The following is a 22,150-nucleotide window of genomic DNA, read 5'->3' on the forward strand; positions in this document are numbered from 1 at the left end:
ATGCCTTTCAGTTGGGCAAGAATGGCCGGGCTGTCAAGGCTCGGCCCTTTCAAATTCCGGTTGACGCAGGAACCGCCGCCAACGCACAACCATCGGCATGAAGATCGCTTTTTATTCGCCGCTCAAATCGCCCAACCATCCCGTTCCCTCCGGAGACCGGTTGATGGCCCGCCTGCTGATGCAGGCGATGACGATGGGTGGCCGCGCGGTGTTCGTTGCTTCAGAACTGCGCAGCTTTCTTAAACAGGCGGATGACCCGGCACGAACCTCGCTTGCCGATACGGCCGAGCGTGAAATCGAGGCGATTACCAAGCGCTGGAAACTGGAAGGCGCGCCAGACCTCTGGTTCTGTTACCACCCTTACTACAAGGCCCCGGATTTGCTCGGGCCGGAACTCGCCAGACGGTTCGATATTGCCTACGTCACCGCCGAGGCCTCCTATTCGCCAAAGCGCAATGCCATGGGCTGGCAGGCGATACAGGATGAATTGCTGGCCGCATTGAACGCGGCCGCGGTCAATATCTGCTTCACCGCACGGGATCGCGAAGGGCTTTTGCGCGCGTCTCCAATCCTGCACTCTGCAATGTTGCCACCCTTTATTGATACCGAAAAGTTTGTTGCGAATGCCCCAAACCCGAAGCCGGGGAGGCTCATCACCGTCGCAATGATGCGGGCGGGCGACAAGCTGAACAGTTATCGCGCGCTTTCCGAAGCCCTCGCGTTGTTGCCGCAGGATCTCGACTGGACACTGGATATCATCGGCGACGGGCCGGAACGCGGCACTGTGGAGGCTATGTTCAGCACATTTCCCGACAATCGTCTTGTCTGGCACGGCGAAAAAACCGCAACCGAGATCGCCGCACTTCTTTCAAAAGCATGCCTCTATGTCTGGCCCGGCCATGGCGAAGCCTATGGTCTTGCCTATCTTGAGGCACAGGCCGCCGGCTTGCCGGTGGTAGCCGAAAAAGTGGCTGGCGTTCCCGAAGTGGTAAAATCCGGCACCACAGGATTACTGACACCGGAAAATGATACAGCCGCCTACGCCGACGCGATCAAGACCCTGCTCGGCAATGACAGGCAGCGCGAAGAACTGGCAAAAGCGGCCCGCCAGTTCGTCGTCAATGAACGATCCCTGGAAAACGCCGCGACAGAGCTGAACCATATCCTGCTGCAAGCAAAGGCGCGAAGATCATGAGTGTGGAAAAACTGATTGCAGCGCTGGATGAATGCAGCCGGCGCGGCATGACCGCCGATCTCTGGCTTCGGGACGACGATGCCGTGGAGCCGACATCCGCGCTCGATACGCTGCTTGAGCTTTGCCGCGGCTTTTCCGTGCCGGTCACCCTCGCGGTCATTCCCGAAATGACGACGGATAGGCTCGCGCAGTATCTGGATGCGTCCGATATTGCCCATGTGGCCGTGCATGGCTGGTCGCACACAAATTATGCCGGGAACGGCGAGAAGAAACAGGAACTTGGCGCTCACCGGGAGCTTTCCCTCGTTCTCGACGAGTTGCAATCCGGACTGGATAAACTCCACGACCTGCATGGCACACGTTTCGTGCCCATGCTCGTGCCGCCATGGAACCGCGTGGATGGCATTATCGTCGATGGATTGACGGGTCTCGGATATCGCGCCCTGTCCGTTTTCGGCCCGGAGAAAAACACCCTGCCGCCCCGTCTGAACACCCATGTTGACGTTATCGACTGGCACGGCAGCCGAGGCGGCCGCGACGACGATATCCTTTTCGCCGAAACCGCTGCCCGCATCCTGAGGACCGCCGAAGACGGCGGCACCACCGGCATCCTCACCCATCATCTCGTGCATGACGACAATGTCTGGCGTTTTCTGAGGCGGCTTTTCGAGGCGACCGCCAATCATCCCGCTGCTCGATGGCGCTCTTCCGGAGACCTCGTAGACGAAATCTCACCATGATTTCCAGGCGATCAGCAACCCATTCGCCTCGTTGAGCTTCTGCCGGAGCGCTTCGACCACCGCAACCGGCGTATGATCGGCAAGAGACGCGGCAACGAACGACGCCGGTGCGAGGCTGATGCTTCCCTCCCGGGCGATGACGGTAAAAATCAGCGGTCCCGTCGACCACCAGGCCGGTGCGCGCGGCATTTCCTGGAGGATACCGGGAAACGCCCCCAGCATCCTGCGAAAAACCGGATGACCTGCGGGAGCGGCGATAAAGGAATTGGCAAGCAACATGCTGCCCTGCCCCGTATCACGCGGCGTTTTTTCATCGAATGCCGTCAGCCCCACCAGAGGCAGGAAAGCCTCGAAGCTCACATCGTCCCGCGCCGGATACCAGTCGCAGTCTAGATAGATGCCGCCAAATCGTTCCAGCACAATATAACGGGCCACGTCCACCGCGCCCGGATAATCTCCCTGATCCAGCATGGTCTTGAAGACGGCGTCTGCAAACACGCCTTCCCGCTCAAGATCAGCCTCCCGCCAGAGACGGTAGCCATATCCGTGCCTCGCGGCATGAGCTGCCCAGGCGCCCACCGATACCGGCGGGGCTTTTTGACCGATCCATATCTGGTGGATGAACCGCGGCACATCCTCCCTGCTTTTGAGATTGATCGTGCGGCGCTCTTCCGGTGAAAACTGTGCATATTTCGCCAGCACATGAGGCGGCGGCACCAGCGTATACTGGTAACCGATCCTGGCGACCATATCGCCTTCCCCCTTGGCAAGACGCAGCCGCGCCGCATGCAGCCGGCGCGGCAGGCCGAGCACCGTCCGCTCGCCCATCAGGTGCCCGTCTTTTGCCGCAACCAGAGATAGGAGAAGCGCATGCGCTTCCGCATATTGGCCGTCATTTTGCAACTGTCGGGCTTTCTCCAGCTGCGCGTCATAATATTTCTTGTCGGACATAGATCCTCATCCAGAAACGCTCGTTAACATATCGCCAAACAAGAGCCGTCAGGCAAGCCATCGTGTTTCAGAAGCCGGCTTTGAATTTGCTGCACAATTCGATGTTTCAGAAGCATAGACAGACAACAAACCCTGCGATAACGTGCCTTTAAGCCCTCCTGAGCAAATTGTCACAAGGCAACGATAAAGAGACGGCAAGGAACCCTTTGGCATGAGCGCAGGCGCAGATTTGCTCCGTATTGAAAACCTGCGGGTCTCGTTTTCTCTTATGGGCGGCACCATTGATGCCGTGAGAGGCACAAGCCTTCGTATCCTTCCCGGAAAAGTCACGGCACTTGTGGGAGAATCCGGCTCGGGCAAATCCGTCATCGGCCAGACCATCATGGGCATCCATCCCAAGACGGCACGGGTGAACGGTCGCGTACTCTTCACAGATCCGGAGAATGCCGCAGCCGGTCCCGTCGATCTGTTGCAGTTGCCGAAAGACGGCCGGGAAATCCGCTCGATACGCGGAAATCGCATCGGGCTGATTTTTCAGGAGCCAATGACCTCCTTTTCGCCGCTGCACACCGTCGGTAATCAGATCGATGAGGCGCTGCGCATCCACAGCATCCTGTCACCGGCAGAACGCGCGGAAAAAATGTATGAAACGCTCGACCTCGTGGGGTTTTCCAAACCCAAGAAGGTCGTGAACATGTACCCCTTCGAATTATCCGGCGGCATGCGCCAGCGCGCCATGATTGCCATGGCGCTGATCTGTCGTCCGGCGCTGCTGATCGCCGACGAGCCGACGACAGCTCTTGATGTGACCATCCAGGCGCAGATCCTCAAGCTGCTGCGTGATCTGCAGAGCCGGCTGAATATGAGCATGCTGCTCATTACCCACGATCTCGGCGTGGTGGCAAACATCGCCGATGAAGTTGCCGTGATCTATCAGGGCGAGATCATGGAAGCCGGGACTGTCGACGAGATTTTCAAGTCGCCAAGCCATCCCTATCTCAAGGGCCTGATGGCAGCCGTGCCGCATTTCGACATGAAGCCCGGCGAGAGGCTGAAGGCGCTACGCGAGATCAATGTTGATCACGAAAGCCTTGTCGGCAAAAAAACCGCCGCGGTGAACAAGACCCCCGGCCCGCTTCTGACCGTCGATAATATCAGCAAGACCTTCACGACCCGCAAGTCCAGCTGGTTCCGCAAAGGTGATGCCAACGCCACCAAGGCCGTCAACAGCGTCAGTTTTGAAATCCGCCGTGGCGAATGCCTCGGGCTGGTGGGCGAAAGCGGCAGCGGCAAAACCACCGTCAGCAAGATCCTCATGCGCGCCGTTCGCCCGGATGAAGGCTCCGTTACCTTCCACCGTCCGCAGGGCGACATCGACGTTCTCAACGCCAAAGACGGAGACCTCAAGGAACTGCGCTCGAAAATACAGATGGTCTTTCAGGACCCCATCTCCTCGCTCTCGCCACGCATGACGGTCGGCAATATCCTGAGCGAGCCGCTGGAAATCCACGGACGGGGTGATGCGAAATACCGCGCCGAGAAAGTCCGCAATCTCGTCAAGGCCATCGGCCTTGGAGAAAGCGCGCTGAACCGTTATCCGCACAGCTTCTCCGGCGGCCAAAGGCAGCGCATCGGCATTGCCAGAGCTTTGGCGCTTGGGCCAGAACTGCTGATCTGTGACGAACCCGTTTCTGCGCTCGATGTCTCGGTTCAGGCGCAAATTCTCAACCTGCTCAAGGATTTGCAGAAAGACCTTGGTCTCACCTACCTCTTCATCTCGCACAATCTGGCGGTGGTGGATTATATGGCCGACCGCGTGGCCGTGATGTGTGAAGGCCGCATCGTTGAATTGGCGCCGCGGGAAATCATGATGCGCTCCCCCGTGCATCCCTACACGAAATCGCTGCTGGCGGCCGTGCCCTTTCCAGACCTCGACCGTCCGCTTGATTTCCGCACCATCGGCAAGATCAGCGCGACGGGCAAATTCGACTGGGGCAAACAGTTTCGTGACGAGGGTGATGGCGACATGATTTCCGCCGATCTGGGCGGCGGCCATTTTGTTCTCGCAAACGGCAACGTCGATATCCGGGAGCTTCGCCCTTGATCACGCGCCGCACCACTCTCGCCCTCATGGCCTCCGTCTTCCTGCCGGCGTATGCGCGCGCCGCCTATACCGACCCTGATTACTTCAAGGAAAAGCGGGAAAAGGACGAGTTGCCCGACGTTGCGGAACGTCTGCCGAAAAACCCCCGCGTCATGAATATGAAATCGCTCGGCCGCGAGCCGGGAAAACATGGCGGCTCCGTGCGCATGCTCATCGGCGGCCAGCGCGATATCAGGCTTATGCCGATAAGCAACTATGCCCGGCTGGTCGGTTATGACGAAAAATTCGAGCTGCACCCGGACATTCTGGAAAGCTACGACGTTCAGGAAGAACGCATCTTCACCTTCAAGCTGCGCGAGGGCCACAAATGGTCCGATGGCAGCGACTTTACCTCGGAGGATTTCCGCTATTTCTGGGAGGATGTCGCCCTCAACAAGGAAATCCATAAGGGCGGTCCACCGATCGAACTTCTGGTCAACAACAATCCGCCCCTGATCGAAGTCATCGACCAGCTGACCGTTCGTTATACCTGGGAAGGTCCGAACCCGGATTTTCTGGCGAAACTTGCGGCTGCCTCGCCGGCGAGACTGTTCCTGCCCGCCGCTTATATGAAACAGTTCCACATCAAATATCAGACTGCCGAAAATCTCGCCAAACTCATCAAGAAGAACAAGGCGGATGACTGGAGCGGGCTGCATATCAAGATGTCGCGGCAGGTGCGTCCGGAAAACCCGGCTTTGCCGACGCTGGACGCATGGCGCAACACGACCTCGCCGCCGGCCGAACAGTTCGTATTCGAGCGCAACCCCTATTATCACCGTGTCGATGAAAACGGTCTGCAGCTGCCCTATCTCGATCGCTTCCTGCTGAACGTCACCTCCTCCGATATCATCTCGGCCAAGACGGCATCCGGCGACAGTGACTTGCAATATTTCGGCCTCGATTTCGCCGACTACACCTTCCTGAAGGATGCCGAAAAGCGTTTCCCCTTGAAGGTCAACCTGTACAAGCGCTCGCAGGGATCACGCGTTGCGCTTCTGCCGAACCTCAATTGCGCCGACCCGGCATGGCGGGGTTATTTTCAGGACGTGCGGGTGCGCCGTGCACTGTCCCTTGCGATCAACCGGCATGAAATCAACATGGTCTGTTTTTACGGGCTGGCGAAGGAAAGCGCCGACACGGTTCTGCCGGAAAGCCCGCTCTACCGGCCGGAATTTGCCGAAGCCTGGAGCGCCTTCGATCGCGCGACGGCCAACAGGCTGCTCGATGAAGTGGGTCTCGACAAGCGGGATAATGCCGGCATAAGGCTCCTGCCCGATGGTCGCCCGGCCTACATCATCGTCGAGACGACAGGCGAGAGCACGCTTGAAACCGATGTGATGGAACTGGTGACGGATCACTGGCGGCATATCGGCATTGCGGTTTCCGTCCGCCCCACCCAGCGCGACGTCTTCCGCAAGCGCGCCATGGGCGGCGAGGTGATGATGTCGGTATGGATGGGCATGGACAATGGTGTGCCCACCCCGGACATGTTGCCATCCGGCCTTGCGCCCACCGGTGACGACCAGTTGCAATGGCCGGTCTGGGGCATCCATTATCTGTCCGGCGGCCGCGAGGGCAAGGAGCCCGATTTGCCGGAGGCGGCACATCTGCTCGACCTCCTGAAAAAATGGCGTCGAAGCGTCACAGAGGAAGAGCGCGAGGCCATCTGGCTGGAAATGCTTGGCATCTACACACAGCAGGTGTTTTCCATCGGCATCGTCAACGGCGCGCTTCAGCCTGTCGTCCATGTCAAACGCATGCGAAACGTGCCCGAAAAGGCGCTTTTTGGTTATGAACCCACATCGTATCTTGGCGTCTACCTGCCGGATGCCTTCTGGTACGACGGGGACGCCTGATATGCTGCGATATGTTCTCAAGCGCATCCTCGTGATGATCCCCACGCTGATCTTGATCTCGATGCTGGTCTTCACCATCATCGAACTGCCGCCGGGCGATTATTTCGAAAGCTATGTCGCCGAATTGCGCGCCATGGGCGAGACGGCCAACCTTGCCGAAATCGAGGAGCTGCGCGTCCGCTACGGTTTCGACCAGCCTGCTCCGATCCGCTACTTCCGCTGGGCGACTGGCATGCTGGTCGGTGATTTCGGTTATTCCTTCGAATATCAGCTACCTGTGAGCGATGTCGTCGGAGACCGCCTCTGGCTCACGGTTCTGGTGTCGTTCCTCACCATCATCGTCACCTGGCTGATCGCCTTTCCAATCGGCATCTACTCTGCCACGCATAAATACAGCTGGGGCGATTATGGCCTGACCTTTCTTGGCCTGCTCGGCATCGCCATCCCCAACTTCATGCTGGCGCTGATCCTGATGTATTTCGCCAATATCTGGTTCGGCATCTCCATCGGCCATCTGATGGACCGCGAATATCTGAACCAGGCGATGAGCTGGGCGAAGTTCAGATCGATCCTCGAACATATCTGGATACCCGTCCTTATCATCGGCACGGCTGGCACGGCCGGCATGATCCGCCGCCTGCGCGCCAACCTTCTGGACGAATTGCAGAAACAATATGTCGTCACCGCCCGTGCCAAGGGCCTGCACCCCTTCAAGGTCCTGACCAAATATCCGCTGCGCATGGCGCTGAATTTCTTCATCTCGGATATCGGCTCGATCCTGCCCGCCATCATATCAGGCGCGGAAATCACCGCCGTCGTCCTGTCGCTCGAAACCACCGGTCCCATGCTCATCAGGGCACTGCAGAGCCAGGACATGTATTTGGCCGGTTCGTTCCTGATGTTCCTGGCTTTCCTGACGGTGATCGGTGTTCTGGTGTCGGATATCGCCCTTGCCATACTCGACCCGCGAATCCGCTTCGGAGGTGGTAACGTCAAATGACTTCATCCATCCCGAAAGCAGGCGAAGCACTGCCCCATTACGTATCGACCGCGCCTTTCGATCCATCCCTGATCGAACCGAACACGTCTGGTATGGCGGCCTTCAGCAAGGCATCGCAGCTTAAGCTCATGTGGTGGCAGTTCCGCCAGCACAAGATCGCCGTCTGGTCCGGCGCGTTTCTGGTGGTGCTTTATCTTTCGATCCTGATCAGCGAGTTCCTCGCGCCTTACAATCTCCATACCCGTAATATCGAGCATATCTACGCTCCGCCGCAGGCCATTCATTTGTTCGACAACGGAAAGTTTGTCGGGCCTTTCGTATACGGCCGGGAAATGACGCTCGACATGGACAATCTGCGGCGTGTCTATCGCGACGTGCCGACGGATGTTCAGCCGTTGCGTTTCTTCTGCAAGGGCGATACCTACCGTTTCTGGGGTATGTTCGAAGGCAGAACCCACTTTGTATGCCCCGCTGAAGGCGGTGAAATGTTCCTGCTCGGCACCGACCGCCTCGGACGCGACGTGCTGTCGCGCATCATCTACGGCGCGCGCATCTCGCTCACCATCGGCCTTCTCGGCGTCGCCATGAGCTTCGTTCTCGGCATTGTGATCGGCGGTCTCGCCGGTTATCGCGGCGGCACCTTTGATCTCATCGTCCAGCGCATCATTGAGGTCCTGCAATCCATTCCGAGCATTCCGTTATGGCTGGCGCTTGCGGCAATCATGCCGGTGACCTGGAGCCCGATCCTTGTCTATCTCGGTATCACCATCATTCTCGGCATGCTGGACTGGACAGGGCTGGCGCGTGCCGTGCGCTCGAAATTGCTGGCGCTTCGCGAGGAAGACTATGTTTTGGCTGCACAATTGATGGGTGCGGGCACACCGCGCATCATCGGCAGACATCTTATTCCCGGCTTCATGTCGCATCTCATCGCCTCGGCCACCTTGACGATACCGGGCATGATCCTCGGCGAAACCGCGCTGAGCTTCCTCGGCCTTGGTCTGCGCCCGCCGATCACAAGTTGGGGAATTCTGCTCACGGAAGCGCGCAGCGTCAGCGTCATTGCGCTATATCCGTGGCTTCTCATACCGACGATCCCGGTCGTTCTCGTCATTCTGGCCTTTAATTTCTTTGGTGACGGACTACGTGATGCTGCGGATCCCTTCAGATAAAATGGAACACGCCTTGATGAACTGCCTTTCCGCCATCGCCTTTATCGTGAAAGGCAACAAGAGGTGTGGCCCATGACCTCCCGTTTGAACGACGCGCGTATTCTCATGTACAGCCACGATTCTTTCGGCCTCGGACATCTGCGGCGGTGTCGCACGATCGCACATGCGCTGGTGGAAGATTATCGCGGCCTCAACGTCCTCATCATTTCGGGAGCCACCATTGCCGGCGCTTTCGATTATCGCGCCCGCGTCGATTTCGTGAAAATCCCGAGCGTCATCAAGCTGCGCAATGGCGAATACACTTCGATGGACAGGCATATCGATCTTCAGGAAACCCTGAAGATGCGCCGCTCCATCATTTATCATACGGCCGAAAGCTTTAAGCCTGACATCTTCATCGTCGACAAGGAACCCATGGGTCTGCGCGGTGAAGTGGAGGAAACGCTTGCGTATCTAAAGGGACAGGGAACCAAGCTCGTCATCGGCCTGCGCGATGTCATGGATGCGCCACAACTGCTCGAAGCCGAGTGGAAGCGCAACAATGTCATGACCAAGATCGGCCAGTTTTATGACCATGTCTGGGTTTATGGCCCGCCGGATTTCCACGACCCGCTGACGGGACTGGATGTTCCCGAAAATGTTCGTGACAAGATGGATTTCGTCGGCTTCCTGCAGCGATCCAAAACGCAGGCAGAAACCGTGGCGCACCGGCCGGAAGGCGATTACCTTCTCATCACCACCGGCGGCGGCGGCGATGGTAGCGAACTGATCGACGATGTCATCAACGCCTACCGCCATGATCCGGAACTCACCCACAAGGCACTGGTGGTTCTCGGCCCCTATATGCCGGCGGATCAGCGTCAGCGCTTCATGAGCAGCGTCGCCGATATTCCGCATATCGAGATCATCGAATTCGACAACCGCATGGAAGATCTCGTTGCCGGCGCCCAGGCCGTCGTGTCGATGGGCGGCTATAACACCGTCTGCGAGATTTTGTCCTTCGACAAGCCCGCCCTCGTCGTGCCGCGCACCGTCCCGCGGGAAGAGCAGCTGATCCGCGCCAGCCGCGCCTCGGAACTCGGCCTTTTCGACATGCTTTTGCCGGAGGATGCCGAAAACCCCGCAAAAATGGCGGAAGCTCTCAAAGCCCTGCCCGGCCGTGCACCACCCTCCGTCAATTCGCGGGAGCTGAAGCTCGACGGTCTGGAAAATATATCGAAACGGATCGCCGAATGGCTACCGCCCGAGGGCGAACGGACGCCAATCACGCTCTCCGCGTGACCGGCTCCCCGACAACCACCGCTTCAAAAAGAGACACGCGCAACGTGACCGATACAAAAAAAATCGTGGTGCTCCTCAAGGGCTATCCGCGCCTGTCCGAGACTTTCATCGCCCAGGAACTTCTGGGACTTGAAAAGGCGGGACTGAAACTTGAACTCATGTCCATGCGCCGGCCGACAGACAAGAAACGTCACCCCGTTCATGACGAGATCCGCGCGCCCGTCACCTACCTGCCGGAATATCTGCACGAGGAGCCGCTGCGCGTCCTGAAAGCGCTGTGGGCCTGCCGCAAGAAGCCGGGCTTCACCAGCGCGCTCCGCCGCTTCTTCAGTGATCTGCCACATGATCTCAGCCGCAACCGCTTCCGCCGTTTCGGTCAAGCCGCCGTGCTGGCGCATGAATGGCCTGCGGATGCCGAGTGGCTGCATGTCCATTTCATCCACACGCCCGCCTCGGTCGCCGCCTATACCCATCTGATCACCGGCACACCCTGGACGATTTCCGCCCATGCCAAGGATATCTGGACCTCGAATGATCGCGACCTTGCCGCCAAGCTGCAAAGCGCCCGCTGGGCCGTGACCTGCACCGCCGGCGGTTTTCAGCATTTGCAGACCCTTTCGGGGGCGAAGCAGAACGTACATCTCAGCTATCACGGGCTCGATCTCACCCGCTTCCCGCATTTCGAAACATCGCGACCAGCAAGAAACGGATCGGACGCAGATGATCCGGTCCGGATTTTGAGCGTCGGTCGGGCAGTCAAGAAAAAAGGCATCGATATTCTGCTGCAGGCGCTGGCCTCGCTGCCGCAGGACATCCATTGGCGTTTCACCCATATCGGTGGCGGCGACGAACTTACGGCACTGAGGAAACTCGCCGACGATCTTGGCGTCGCCGACAGGATCGTCTGGACCGGCGCCATGGACCAGAAACAGGTGCTGGAAAACTACCGGGAAGCCGATCTCTTCGCACTTGCCTGCCGCATTACCACCGATGGCGACCGTGACGGCCTTCCCAATGTGCTGGTCGAAGCCGCCAGCCAGGCGCTGACCTGCATTTCCACCAATATTTCAGGCATTCCGGAATTTTTCGTCTCTGGCGAAAACGGTCTGCTGACGGAACCGGAAAATCCGACCGCCTTCGCGCAGGCTCTGCGCAGCGCGATCACCGATCCGCAATTGCGCCAGCGTCTGGGCAACGCCGCCGAGAACCGTGTGCGAACCGCTTTCGACCACCGCACCAGCATTAGCGAGCTGAAGGCCCTGTTCGAGACCGAGTGGGAAAAAGCACCATGAGTGAACCGGAAAAGCGTCCTTCCGTCTTTTTTTATGTCCAGCATCTTCTGGGCATCGGCCATATCGCCCGCGCCAGCCGCATTGCCAACGCGCTTCAGGCAGATGGTTTCGATGTCGTTCTGGTGACAGGCGGCACCCCGGTTCCGGGCTTTCCGGGCGAGGGAATCCGCCATGTCGAGCTACCACCGATCGCCGTCAACGACGGCAGCTTTTCCGGTCTTGTCGACAGTTCCGGCAAGCCGGTGGACGACGCCTTCAGGAAGCTCAGAACCGATATGCTGATTGGCGCCTATCATGGTGCAAAACCCGATATCGTCATCATCGAAGCTTTCCCCTTCGGCCGCAGGCAGGTGCGGTTCGAATTGCTGCCGCTGCTGGACGAGATCGAGGACAGCGAACCGCGCCCGCTGGTCATGACATCGCTGCGCGACATCCTGCAGGAAAAAACCAAGCCGGGCCGGGACGAAGAAACCGTGTCACTGGTTAAAAAACATTTCGATGCCGTGCTGGTGCATGGCGATCCGAATTTCGCCCGGCTGGGAGACACCTTCCCCCTTGCTGGCGAGATCAGCCAGCGCATCGTCTATACCGGCCTTGTTGCCCCGCTTCCACCGCCGCAACCGGCGGAGAAATTCGATATAATGGTGTCCGCCGGTGGTGGCGCAGTCGGTGCAGCACTTCTACGGGTCGCCCTTGAGGCCGCACCGCTGCTGGACGGCATCGGGAACTGGTGCCTCGTCACTGGCCCCAACATGCCCCAGGTGGATTTCGACGCGATTTCGGCTGAGGCACCGGACAATGTCTCTGTCTTCCGTTTCCGCAAGGATTTCGCGAGTCTGCTCGCCGGCGCCCGGCTTTCGGTTTCACAGGCGGGTTACAACACCGTCTGCGATATTCTTCAGGCCAAATGCCGCTCACTCCTCATACCCTTCGCAGTCGGTGGCGAAACCGAACAGAGCGCCCGTGCCGAGCGGCTCGCGCGGTTGGGGCTGGCGCAGGTTCTTGAGGAAAAGGATATCTCCACGCAATCCATGGCCGATGCCATCACGGCGGCATTAGCCCTGCCGGGACCGGACACAATCCACCTTGATCTCGATGGGGCGGCTGGTACGGCTAGAGCTTTGCGCCGCCTTTATGATGAGCAGTAAGCATCGCCTTTAATTCGCGAACCGCCGCCTCATCCGTGCCCTTGCGCCCATCGCCGGTGAAACCAAGCTTTGCCACCCGGCTTTCCGGGTCGTAAAATGGGACGGCAGAACAGGATGCGTGGATTTCCGTAATCGGAAAGCGATCCAGCAATGCCTGCACGCTCTGCGGACGCACGCCGGCACCCGGCATGATGACAATCCGACCGGCTGCTCTCTCGGAGAGGTGCGCCAGCGCCTCTATCCCTTCAAGCGCCGAGCGCGCGCCGCCGGAGGTCAGAATTCTCGGGAAGCCGAGCGCAATGGCCGCCTCCAGCGCTTCATCCATATTGGGAACGACATCGAAGGCGCGATGCAGTGTCATATCCAGCCCATCGGCGTGACGGCGCAGTTCCTCGAGCAGAGCGAGATCGAGCGAACCATCGACAAGCGATGCGCCAAGCACCAGACCGGAAAGGCCTGCCGCACGTGCCGCGTCGATATCGCGTTTCATCACATCGGCTTCGTCGCGCGTGAACACGAAATCACCCGCGCGCGGCCTGATCATCACGCTGACGGGCAATCCACAGGACGCCGCCCGTTGCATGAAGCCAGCAGACGGCGTTACACCGCCGCCGGAGAGCGCAGCGCATAACTCGATCCGATCGGCTCCGCCCCGAACCGCCGCTTCCAGACCGGCCACATCGTCCACGCAAATCTCGAGAATCATCCTAACCTCTTTCATTTGAACGTGCCCTGTTTACGCACTGGACCATTCGAAAACCGCCACACTTTTGGGTTCGACGCTCTACCTGCGGCGACCCGTCCCATCAAGCGTGTAGAGCATATAAACCCCGCCAAGACCCACGATAGCCCCCAATATCGAGGTGCCCGAATAGCTGGAGACCATTGTTCCCAGAGCAAAAATCAAAGCGCCAAGACCTGCGCCGAGGAAGATATTGACCGCGATTAGCGAGCTTCCAAGCCCCGGCCGGTCCGCGATCAACTCCTGCAGGTAAGTGATGGGGATGCTGATGATGGCAGCAGCCCCCAGCGCGCTGATGAACGTCTGCGCGTAGATATGCCAGGGTTCGGTCGCAAGCCCCTGCAGAATGAGGTAGGCCGCATAAAGCACCGCTCCCGCCGCCAAGGTCAGGGTTTGCGGCACCTTCTTTTCGATCCACCCCCATAAGAGAATGAAGACGATTTCCAGCGCAGCAACGATGCCCGCCACGATGCCGATATCGGCAACCGTGCCCTTCGCCTGGCCCGTGATGATGAGCGAACGTATCGAATCATTGAGATGCAGCATCGAGCAGATGAGCGCGATGGCGATGATCCGCAGCAATACCCGCCGTGATCCGATTTCCGCAAGCGAGGCACGCAGACCGAAACGCGCTTCCGTATTCACCACCGCCGGCGTGGCGGCCCGGGGCAGGCAGAAGGCGACGAGCAGAAAACAGACAAGTGCGCAGAGGCCGGAAAACAGGAAGGCCGTCAGCATATTGCCGGAACTGATGAGAAAAATGCCGACGATGCCCGGCACCAGCACCCATGAGAGCGAGATTGTCGCCCGCATGATCGAGTTCACGGCAATCATGTCGCCCGTCGAAAGATTGCGGGCATCGGCGCGCACATGCGCGAAGATCAGCGAGTTCATCGCCCCGAAAATCGGCAGGAGAATGAGCTTCGCGCTCACAAAGGCCGTGGCATTCCCCGCCAGATAAACCAGCATATAACCGCTGACACCGAACAGCGCGATGAACAGCATGGGTTTGCGATATTCGCCCAGCCTGTCGGCGACAATGCCCATCAGCACGCTGGCGCTGACATTGATGATGGCGGCAAACAGCATCAGAAGGGAATAAACGGTGTTGCTGAGCCCGATTTCGCGAATGCCGATGACCGCCTGATAAGGTGCGGTCGCCGCATTCGAAAATCCGAAAAACAGGATGGCGAGCGCCCCGATGCGGATCGACGGATTGTTGATGACGATGGAAAGAGCCGACGGCATGGATATTCGCCTGAGATGATCCGGCCCCGCCGGATCGCTGGATAAAAGCTACCGGACCGCTGTCATCGCCAGCGGGCCGAAAGAATGGGTTCGGGCATATAATCGAAATGCGGCTTCCATGGGTAAAAATCCCCCTCCCGGCGACGGTTGGGAAGGTTTTCGATATCCTGATTGATAACGCCTTCCGTCAGCGCCATCAGGTTGGGATTGGCGATCGGCGCAAGCTCCGGCGAAAGATAACCCGACTTGACGACCAGCAGCTTCACCGCCTTCGGATCAAAACCGAAACGCGCGAAATCCGAAATCATGTGATAGGGCCTGCGTCGCGCCGCTAGAATGACGGTGATACCGCCGATACCTACCACCGCCTGCCGCTGATCCGCGGCGCTGGAATCATCCAATTTCAGGACCGTGGCTTCAACAGTGACCGAAGGGCTTTGCGGATCGAGACTGCCGCCGATCTTCAGGGAAAGGCTCGCCCCCTCGCCTGCCGCAAAGCAGGCTTCGACCGCCGGTCGGTCGGTTATGCCGCCCAGGAGAGCGCCCTGCCAGTTGCGCGCAATCAGCGCCGCCAGAACATCGGCACGATCGCCGACCCCGCCACCGGTTGGATTGTCGCCTGAGTCAGCGAGAATGATCGGGCCGGTAGCCGTCTTTTCCGCAATATCCAGAATGGCCTCGAGCGGCTCGGTAACAGGACCGAAACGAAAATTCTGCCGGGCGTCCCAGTAAGATTGCGCGATTTCGGCCGCGACGGCCTGTGCAGCCTCTCGATCCGATCCCGTCACCACCGCGCAGGCCGTCGCCCGTGGCTCATCGGCCCAGACGTAACCGATCATGAAATTCGCATCCCAAATGCCGGGCCTGGCATCATAGCCCGGCAAAACCGCATAGAGGCTTTTGGCTGGCTCATCTTCGGTGGACGTCTTTTCACCGGGCAGGAGAACGGGAATTTTCGCCCAGGCCACACCGGGCTTTTCACCCGTTTTCAGAGCTTTGAGCAACATCGTCCAAGCCCGCACCATCGTCTCGCGCACGTCGATATGTGGCGCCGTTCGGTAGCCGGCGAATATATCCAGCTGATCGATGATCGTCTGGCTGACATTGCCATGCAGGTCGTAGCTCGCAGAAATGATCACATCCGGCCCGACGACGGCGCGGGCGCTGGAAATCCAGTCACCCTCCGCATCATCCATGCCTTCGACATTCATCGCGCCATGCATGGCGAGATAAAGCCCGTCCAGCGGTAGCGAGGCCTTCAGGCGGTCAAGGAATTCCGCTTTGAACGCCTCATAGGCCCCGCGAGATACCGGACCACCCGGCACCGCACGAGCATGCAGAAGCGGCAGTATCTCCGCTCCGCCTTCACCGAGGAAATTGAAATACTCGGCCTCCAACAATTCCGCGCCGCGAAAGACGCGAAAATCCTGCTCACCCATCAGCACCGGCGAATAGGTGCTGCATTCGGTATGAATTCCACCAACGGCAATACGCATTGCACCTTCCCCCTTAATAAACCGGGCTCAAGGGAACGATGGCGGAGAAACGCAGCCAGTCCTTCTGCGCCTTCGGCGTCCATGCCGCCTCGGCAATGGCCGGTAGCCTCGGGAAAACCAGATGGTTGAAATAGGCGCGGTTGAGAAAATGTTCGGACCAGATGCAGGCCTGAACACCCTTCATCCGCTCCTTCAATTCCTCCGGAAATTCACCGACGGCCTCATAGGCATAGGTATGCGAAGGCGGAACGGTGCCGGCCCAGCTTGCGCCCGGCTCCTGCCAGGCTTCATCCTGCACCATGTCGAGATAATAGGCCTGACCCGGCGTCATCACCACGTCGTAGCCCTGACGTGCAAGCTCGAGACCGACTTCCGGCTTCTGCCATGCCATCAGCAATGTTCCAGCCGGATCGACACCGCCGCCATGGGAAACCTCGTCCCAACCGGCAAGCTGGCGGCCACGCTCATGCAGCATCTCCTGAATGCGCTTCATGAAATAGGACTGGATGCCGAAGGTGCCATCCAGCCCCTCCTTTTCCATCAGCGCCTTCGCAAGCGGCGAGGCCAGCCATGAACCATCCGCAACCTCGTCGCCGCCAATATGGATCAACCGCGACGGGAACAGCTCCACCATCTCATCGAATATCTTGCCGAGGAACTCATAGGTCGGCTCGATCGCCGGGTTGAGCGCGTTGTTCGGATATCCCTGCACCGAGCGATAGCTGTCCGGCGCTTCCTGCCCATCCGTCAGTTCCGGATAGGCGACAAGAGCTGCCGTGCTGTGGCCGGGAATATCAACCTCCGGCACGATTTCGACATTCAACGCGGCCGCGTGGGCAACGACCCTGCGGACGTCGTCCTGGGTGTAATAGCCCGAAACCGGCTCAGCCCCGTTGCCAAGCTGCGGCAGAAGCGGTGCATCCGGACCACGGGTCGCGCCCACGGTGGTCAGCAGCGGATAGGCCTTGATTTCGAGACGCCATGCCTCGTCATCCGTCAGGTGCCAATGGAAACGGTTCATGCGCAGCCATGCGAGAATATCGATGAGCCGCACGACATCGCCGGTCGGATAAAATTGCCGCGAGACATCGAGATGGCAGCCGCGCCAGCTGTAACGCGGCGCATCGCTGATGCTACCGGACGCCGGGAACCGGAATTTGGGATCGATACGCGCGCCACGCAGCAATTGCGCCAGAACCGTCAGGCCATATTGCAGACCGGCAGCGGCCGAATACTCCACGACGACCGCATCTTCGGAGAAGCTGATGCGATACCCTTCCGCTTCCAGCCCGCTATGCTGCTTGAAATGAAGCGGCTTTCCCTCATGAACCGGTGCAAGGCTGAAGGGCACATGACCGACGGTAAAAAGCCTGCGGAACAGGGAAAGCACGGTTTCCACCGCAAGAACCTCTTCCGTGCTTGCGTCTTCCGTCGGGAAAAGCGCGACAGGAAAGCCCTCGCCCGGTTCAGCATTGATTTCAGCGGGCCATGGCTGGATGGCAAAAGGCAGATCGAGTTCGCCTTCCGGAAGCAGCACTGGCGCCGGCTCGCTATGACGCCCATCCAGCATCAAATCGCCGACATCAACGACGCGATGTGTACCATCAGCAAGGCTGATATAGGCCGATTTCGCCCCGTCGGTGCGATGCCGAGCAGGCCTCAGGAGGCCATCGACGGTAAAGCGCCAGGATTTCCCCGCTTCCAGCACGAAACCGGCTGGCGGCGCAAACTCATGGAAATTGGCATTGCGGCGCAGATAAACGGCATTGCCGCAAACCGGCTTGTCCACCGTCCGCGTCAGCGAGGTGTAGACGATGCGAAAATCCTTCAGCGGTTCGCGGGAAAGATTGACCAGCGTGAACGTAAAGCCGCCGGATGCGGACTCTGCAAGCGGATGCCACGAATTTTCGAGACGATAATTTGCGAGCGCCATGATGCTCCCCTTCATTGCGTATTGAGCCCCTGAGAGGGCTTCGATCAGTAGTGTTCGGATTGCGAAAAAGTCCGGGCCAGCGGCGCCTGCCCCGCCGTCAGCCCGCAATCGACCGGCAAGCACACGCCGCTGATGGCCTGTGCCTGCGGACCGGCCAGAAACGCGACGGCGCTGGCCACATCTTCTGGCCGCACGATCCGCTGCAGCGGATACCAGTGCTTCGCCTCCTCAAAGACCTGCGGATTGCTGGCCGCCCGAGCTTCCCAGGCCTGGGTGCGCACGGTTCCGGGCGCCACGGCGTTGGAGCGGATGCCAAATTTTCCGTATTCGACAGCGATCAACTTCGTCAGATGGATCAGCCCGGCCTTGGCCGCGCTATAGGCCGGATGGCCGAACACCGCCATGCCGTTGACGGAGGTGATATTGACCACCGACCCTTGTGTCCGCTTCAGCGCTTCCTCAAAAGCCCTGAAGCACAGAAACGGCGCTTCCAGATTGAGGGCATTGTCCCTGCGCCATATGTCGGCGGTCGTGTCATGCAGGCTGACGGCCCTTGCAGCACCCGCATTGTTGACGAGGGTCGCGACATCGCCCAGTTCCGCAAGCTCGGCGGCCAGCCGCGCAAGATCCTGTGGATCGGTGACATCACAGGTCTTCGCAACGAAGCCGGGGCCGGAAAGCTGCGAAAGCGCATTGGACAAGGCGTCGGCATCGATATCGACCAGCACCACCTTCGCATGACTTTCAGAAAGTGCTGCCGCAATCGCCCGACCAATGTCACCTGCCGCGCCGGTAACGACGGCAAGCTGGTCTTTCCTGTCCTTCATCTCCTACCACTCCCTTGAAGCTTTCCAACCCGCTACGGTGCGGGATATCAGGCAATGCAGCCCTGTTTTTTCATTGTCCTTGCTCAGTCACCGAGCAATTGCTTGTCATCCGAATCGCGATGTTCCACGAGCTGCTGCTTGATGTGACGCAACGTCACCATCGACCTTTGCCGGTGGTGATAAGCGGCAAGTGTCGCCAGAATATCGACGGCCGCCAGATAGGCGTAACGCGATGAGGTCGGACGGAAGATGTTGTTTCCCTCGGGCACATTGACGGCCACAACGATATCCGCAGCCACGGCAAGCGGCGTGTCACTCTGGGTCAGCGCTATGGTGGTCACCCCCATTTCTCGCGCCAGCCTGAAACACTTCACCAGCTCCATATTGCGACCGGAAAAGGACGAACCGATGATCACGTCTTCCTTGCGTGCGGCGGCCGTCATCATCAGTTGCATGCTGTGATCGGCACTGGTGGAGACACGCAGACCGAGGCGGAACAGCCGGTTCTGGATTTCCGAGGCGATCATCGATGAATTGCCGCCGGCACCGAAGGCATAGATCATGCCGCCATTGGCGATCTTGATCGCCGCTTTTTCGGCAAGGGCGGGGTCAAGCGTCTTGTGCAGCAGGAAAAGCGCTTCCTGCGCCTTGGCAAGCACCTCTTCTGCAACATCCGACGGGCCGGTGCTCGATGGTTCCGAGGTGAGATAACGAATGCCCACATAAGCCGTCTTGGCGAGGCTGACCTTGAAATCCGAAAAGCTCAGACAACCCACACGACGGCAGAAACGTGTCACCGTCGGCGGAGAAACCTCGGCGCGGGCCGCAAGCTCGATGATCGAGGCATTGACGGCGAATTCGAAGTCCGAAACCAGAATATCAGCGATCCGCCGTTCCGATTGCGAGAACTGCCCCCTGTCTTCCTGTATTCTTGCGAAAATATCCATGTTCACCGGTCTCCGTTCCGCCAAAACTTAAGGCTTGGCCCCGTTACCGATGCATCCTAATCCAAGACGCCCGTCAACCGTGCATACCCATGAATCGACCATCTTCCGTCCCGATGACGACACGCCGAATATCCTTGATTTGAAAATGATTTTCTTTGTTGATTGCGAGATGAGCATATGCCAACAATCTGCGCCAGAGAAATCTCCAAATCCTGAAAATAATTTCAACAACGGACCACAACCATGCGCGATCCATTCAAAAACCCCTTTACCGAAACAGACACCGCCCGCCATTCGATCTGGGAAATGCTGGTGACGCGGGACATCGATGCCTTCCTCGCCGCCGACTGGTCGCAGGTCGCGGATGATTTCGTCGAGGACGGCTTTCTCGGCATCAACGCCAATCGTGAGACTAACCCGGACAATTGGCGCCTGTCCTTCCCGTCGCTCACCGCCTATCGCGACGAATGGCTGAAACAGGCGAAGGATTTTCAAACCCAGCAATTTGCCGAAGACCCAAGAGGCGCCATCTTCACCACCACCACGCTGGAAGAGATCGAAGTGGAAGGTGAAACCGCGCTGGTTCGCAAGAAGTTCGACGGCGGGCTTCGTAAGGCCGATGGCAGCTTCGACGTCATGAAATGGCAGACGCTCTATTATTGCCGGCTGCACGAAGGACGCTGGAAGATCAGCGGTTTCACCGGTTACATGCCCAATCCCATGCGCTGATAGAGCAGACATGCGGGAACGTTGCGAACGCCGGGCCGAAAGCCCGGCGTTGTTTTTTCGTCTGGCGGCGACGGCAGAAAACCGCCGCAGATGCATCGCGTCAGAAACAGCCGGGCACGGGAAAACAGATTTCATGGCCCGGTTCCTGCCCTTTATTGGATCAGCTTGAGGACGGAAAGGTCGACGCGCCGTTCGAGCGCAATGCCGCTTTCATCGAACAGGTGGCAATCCGATGCCTTGATGCCGGTGATGATCGGTTCATCAACGACGACAGGCGCGGAACCGGAAAGCAGCGCGCAATAGTTCTCACCCGTCGGGGCAATCCCATAAGCGATCGTGTTCACTCCCAGCCGCTCGATGACGCTGGGCGCGACCTTCACATTGAGGTCAGCCGTTTCAAGGCCTGTATGTTCCGGGCGAATGCCAAGCGTCAGTTGCCTGCCTTCGAGGCCAGCGCGAGGTTCCACTGGCACGGTGATTGTCTGGCCCTCATATTCCACAGTCACGCCCTCGGCGCTGGCCGCTTTGCAGGTGACCTTCAGGAAATTCATTTTCGGGTTGCCGATGAAGCCGGCCACGAACAGGTTAGCCGGCTTGTGGTAAAGCTCGAGCGGAGCACCGACCTGGGCGATTTCGCCGGCATTCAGCACCACGATGCGGTCAGCCATGGTCATGGCCTCGACCTGATCGTGGGTGACATAGATCATCGTCGCCTGCAGCGTCCGGTGAAGATTGGTAAGCTCGATGCGCATGTCGGCGCGGAGTGCCGCATCGAGGTTGGACAGCGGCTCATCGAACAGGAATATCTTCGGCTCACGAACGATGGCGCGGCCAATTGCGACACGCTGGCGCTGGCCGCCGGACAACATGCCGGGACGTTGCTGCAGGCGCTGGTCGAGTTGCAGGATCTTGGCAACCCCCTCGACCTTTTCCTTGATCTTGCTTTCTTCCATCTTTTCGACGCGGAGCGGAAAAGCGATGTTTTCGAAAACCGTCATATGCGGATAGAGCGCATAGGACTGGAAGACCATGGCGATGCCGCGTTTGACCGGCGGCAATTCATTGACCTTCACGCCGTTAATGACGACGTCGCCGGCGGTAATATCCTCAAGGCCGGCGATCATGCGCAGCAATGTGGATTTGCCGCATCCCGAAGGGCCGACAAAAACGACGAACTCGCCATCCCTGATGTCGAGCTGAACGCCCTTGATGACTTCGAAATGTCCATAGTTCTTGCGGACGTTATTGAGATAAAGCTGACCCAAAACTTGCCTCTCCCGTCACCAGCCGACATCAGGCTGCGTTCAGAGACGTTCCGAGACATGGGGAAAACCGCGTCTTACCGGAACCGTTGAAAAACATGAGAAGCCCCTTCCATCACAGCGGCGGGCATTCTCGCGGCGAATTCATGAGGTTGCGGGCGACCTTCGCCCGCAACCGTCGAATT

Annotated in this window: 18 protein-coding genes; 10 read left to right on the forward strand and 8 right to left on the reverse strand. The window is 58.9% G+C overall.

The window, feature by feature from the left end:
* Window positions 1–97: 97 nt before the first annotated feature.
* Together PL640_RS14970 and PL640_RS14975 are read left to right on the forward strand one after the other, a co-directional pair.
* Window positions 98–1,195 (forward strand): glycosyltransferase family 4 protein, encoded by a 1,098-nt coding sequence (locus PL640_RS14970; protein ID WP_271362459.1) that lies wholly within the window; start codon window positions 98–100, stop codon window positions 1,193–1,195.
* Complete coding sequence (locus tag PL640_RS14975; RefSeq protein ID WP_271362460.1) at window positions 1,192–1,935, forward strand: polysaccharide deacetylase family protein; 744 nt, start codon at window positions 1,192–1,194, stop codon at window positions 1,933–1,935. Before PL640_RS14970 ends, PL640_RS14975 begins: the two co-directional genes overlap by 4 nt.
* Here the strand turns inward: PL640_RS14975 and PL640_RS14980 are convergent.
* Window positions 1,927–2,886, reverse strand: a complete 960-nt coding sequence (locus tag PL640_RS14980; RefSeq protein WP_271362461.1) for a glycosyltransferase — start codon at window positions 2,884–2,886, stop codon at window positions 1,927–1,929. The two genes, PL640_RS14975 and PL640_RS14980, sit on opposite strands and share 9 nt — an antisense overlap.
* A gap of 211 nt (window positions 2,887–3,097) precedes the next feature.
* Here PL640_RS14980 and PL640_RS14985 point away from each other — a divergent pair, with 211 nt between their 5' ends.
* From PL640_RS14985 to PL640_RS15015, 7 genes are all read left to right on the forward strand, one after another.
* The gene (locus PL640_RS14985; RefSeq protein WP_271362462.1) at window positions 3,098–4,990 is read left to right on the forward strand and encodes an ABC transporter ATP-binding protein; all 1,893 of its coding nucleotides are present in this window, start codon (window positions 3,098–3,100) and stop codon (window positions 4,988–4,990) included.
* Window positions 4,987–6,888, forward strand: a complete 1,902-nt coding sequence (locus tag PL640_RS14990) for an ABC transporter substrate-binding protein (protein ID WP_271362464.1) — start codon at window positions 4,987–4,989, stop codon at window positions 6,886–6,888. The genes PL640_RS14985 and PL640_RS14990 overlap by 4 nt, the downstream gene beginning before the upstream one ends.
* A 1-nt stretch (window position 6,889) precedes the next feature.
* Complete coding sequence (locus tag PL640_RS14995; protein ID WP_142842335.1) at window positions 6,890–7,888, forward strand: ABC transporter permease; 999 nt, start codon at window positions 6,890–6,892, stop codon at window positions 7,886–7,888.
* Window positions 7,885–9,060: an ABC transporter permease gene (locus PL640_RS15000; protein ID WP_142842334.1), complete on the forward strand. Its 1,176-nt coding sequence runs from the start codon at window positions 7,885–7,887 to the stop codon at window positions 9,058–9,060. Before PL640_RS14995 ends, PL640_RS15000 begins: the two co-directional genes overlap by 4 nt.
* Before the next feature lie 72 nt (window positions 9,061–9,132).
* Window positions 9,133–10,341 (forward strand): glycosyltransferase family protein, encoded by a 1,209-nt coding sequence (locus PL640_RS15005; protein ID WP_269701278.1) that lies wholly within the window; start codon window positions 9,133–9,135, stop codon window positions 10,339–10,341.
* Window positions 10,342–10,385: 44 nt separating this feature from the next.
* Window positions 10,386–11,633: a glycosyltransferase gene (locus tag PL640_RS15010; RefSeq protein ID WP_271362465.1), complete on the forward strand. Its 1,248-nt coding sequence runs from the start codon at window positions 10,386–10,388 to the stop codon at window positions 11,631–11,633.
* Window positions 11,630–12,781 (forward strand): glycosyltransferase family protein, encoded by a 1,152-nt coding sequence (locus PL640_RS15015; RefSeq protein WP_271362466.1) that lies wholly within the window; start codon window positions 11,630–11,632, stop codon window positions 12,779–12,781. The genes PL640_RS15010 and PL640_RS15015 overlap by 4 nt, the downstream gene beginning before the upstream one ends.
* Here the strand turns inward: PL640_RS15015 and PL640_RS15020 are convergent.
* From PL640_RS15020 to PL640_RS15045, 6 genes are all read right to left on the reverse strand, one after another.
* Entirely contained in the window at window positions 12,747–13,487 is a 741-nt protein-coding gene (locus PL640_RS15020; RefSeq protein WP_142842331.1) for a copper homeostasis protein CutC, read from the reverse strand. The two genes, PL640_RS15015 and PL640_RS15020, sit on opposite strands and share 35 nt — an antisense overlap.
* A gap of 78 nt (window positions 13,488–13,565) precedes the next feature.
* Complete coding sequence (locus PL640_RS15025) at window positions 13,566–14,771, reverse strand: MFS transporter (RefSeq protein WP_142842330.1); 1,206 nt, start codon at window positions 14,769–14,771, stop codon at window positions 13,566–13,568.
* 62 nt (window positions 14,772–14,833) lie between these two features.
* Window positions 14,834–16,267, reverse strand: a complete 1,434-nt coding sequence (locus PL640_RS15030) for a M81 family metallopeptidase (protein WP_271362467.1) — start codon at window positions 16,265–16,267, stop codon at window positions 14,834–14,836.
* A gap of 13 nt (window positions 16,268–16,280) precedes the next feature.
* Entirely contained in the window at window positions 16,281–18,200 is a 1,920-nt protein-coding gene (locus PL640_RS15035) for a beta-N-acetylhexosaminidase (protein WP_271362468.1), read from the reverse strand.
* 44 nt (window positions 18,201–18,244) lie between these two features.
* Window positions 18,245–19,027: an SDR family oxidoreductase gene (locus PL640_RS15040; RefSeq protein WP_269701263.1), complete on the reverse strand. Its 783-nt coding sequence runs from the start codon at window positions 19,025–19,027 to the stop codon at window positions 18,245–18,247.
* An 83-nt stretch (window positions 19,028–19,110) separates the two neighbouring features.
* Window positions 19,111–19,974 carry a MurR/RpiR family transcriptional regulator gene (locus PL640_RS15045; RefSeq protein ID WP_046799507.1) on the reverse strand — a complete coding sequence of 288 codons (864 nt, stop codon included), beginning with the start codon at window positions 19,972–19,974 and terminating at the stop codon, window positions 19,111–19,113.
* Between the two features lie 243 nt (window positions 19,975–20,217).
* Here PL640_RS15045 and PL640_RS15050 point away from each other — a divergent pair, with 243 nt between their 5' ends.
* On the forward strand, window positions 20,218–20,703 hold the full coding sequence (locus PL640_RS15050) for a hypothetical protein (RefSeq protein ID WP_271362469.1): 486 nt from the start codon (window positions 20,218–20,220) through the stop codon (window positions 20,701–20,703).
* Window positions 20,704–20,855: 152 nt separating this feature from the next.
* Here PL640_RS15050 and PL640_RS15055 read toward each other — a convergent pair whose 3' ends face one another.
* Entirely contained in the window at window positions 20,856–21,968 is a 1,113-nt protein-coding gene (locus PL640_RS15055) for an ABC transporter ATP-binding protein (RefSeq protein ID WP_269701259.1), read from the reverse strand.
* Window positions 21,969–22,150 lie beyond the last annotated feature (182 nt).

Source organism: Agrobacterium sp. ST15.16.024, from assembly GCF_027956545.1.
Lineage (GTDB): Bacteria > Pseudomonadota > Alphaproteobacteria > Rhizobiales > Rhizobiaceae > Agrobacterium > Agrobacterium cucumeris.